Consider the following 1,180-nt stretch of genomic DNA (forward strand, 5'->3'; position numbering starts at 1 on the left):
CGATCACTCGATGATCTTGGAGACGACGCCGGCGCCGACGGTGCGGCCGCCTTCGCGGATGGCGAAGCGCAGGCCGTCTTCCATGGCGATCGGCGCGATCAGCTCGACCTCGAAGGACACGTTGTCGCCCGGCATCACCATCTCGGTGCCGCTGGCCAGCGTCACCGTCCCGGTCACGTCCGTCGTGCGGAAGTAGAACTGCGGGCGGTAGTTGGCGAAGAACGGCGTGTGACGGCCACCCTCTTCCTTCGTCAGGATATAGGCTTCGGCCTCGAACTTCGTGTGCGGCGTCACCGAACCCGGCTTGCACAGAACCTGACCGCGCTCGACCTGCTCGCGGTCGATCCCGCGCAGCAGCGCACCGATGTTGTCGCCCGCCTCGCCGCGATCCAGCAGCTTGCGGAACATCTCGACGCCCGTGCAGGTCGTCTTCTGCGTGTCCTTGATGCCGACGATCTCGATCTCGTCGCCCACGTTGATCACGCCACGCTCCACACGGCCGGTCACAACCGTGCCGCGGCCCGAGATCGAGAACACGTCCTCGATCGGCATCAGGAACGGCTGGTCAACCGCACGCGCCGGGGTCGGAATGTAATCGTCAACCGCCGCCATCAGCTCGCGGATCTTGTTCTCGCCGATCTCGGGGTCACGCCCTTCCATCGCCGCCAGCGCCGAGCCGGCCACGATCGGAATGTCGTCGCCCGGGAAGTCATACGAGCTCAGAAGCTCGCGGATCTCCATCTCGACCAGCTCCAGAAGCTCTTCGTCGTCAACCTGGTCGACCTTGTTCATGAACACCACCAGCGCCGGAACGCCAACCTGGCGCGCCAGCAGAATGTGCTCGCGCGTCTGCGGCATCGGGCCGTCGGCCGCGTTCACCACCAGGATCGCGCCGTCCATCTGCGCTGCACCCGTGATCATGTTCTTCACGTAGTCCGCGTGGCCGGGGCAATCGACGTGGGCATAGTGACGGTTCTCCGTCTCGTATTCCACATGCGCCGTCGAGATCGTGATCCCGCGGGCCTTCTCTTCGGGCGCGCCGTCGATCTGGTCATACGCACGGAAATCACCAAAATACTTCGTGATCGCCGCCGTCAGCGTCGTCTTGCCGTGGTCAACATGGCCAATCGTGCCAATGTTCACATGCGGTTTCGAACGGTCAAACTTTTCCTTTGCCATG

The 1,180-nt window shown here is 63.8% G+C and carries 1 protein-coding gene; it reads right to left on the reverse strand.

The window, feature by feature from the left end; all coding sequences use genetic code 11:
- Positions 1–3: 3 nt before the first annotated feature.
- Positions 4–1,179, reverse strand: a complete 1,176-nt coding sequence (tuf, locus tag ROH8110_RS18360; RefSeq protein WP_085819244.1) for an elongation factor Tu — start codon at positions 1,177–1,179, stop codon at positions 4–6.
- Position 1,180: the final 1 nt, after the last annotated feature.

It is taken from the genome of Roseovarius halotolerans, assembly GCF_900172255.1.
Lineage (GTDB): Bacteria > Pseudomonadota > Alphaproteobacteria > Rhodobacterales > Rhodobacteraceae > Roseovarius > Roseovarius halotolerans.

What these genes read in the sequence shown, in the direction of transcription:
- tuf (WP_085819244.1), bottom strand. Translation starts at nt 1,179, where the DNA reads ATGGCAAAGGAAAAGTTTGACCGTTCGAAACCGCATGTGAACATTGGC.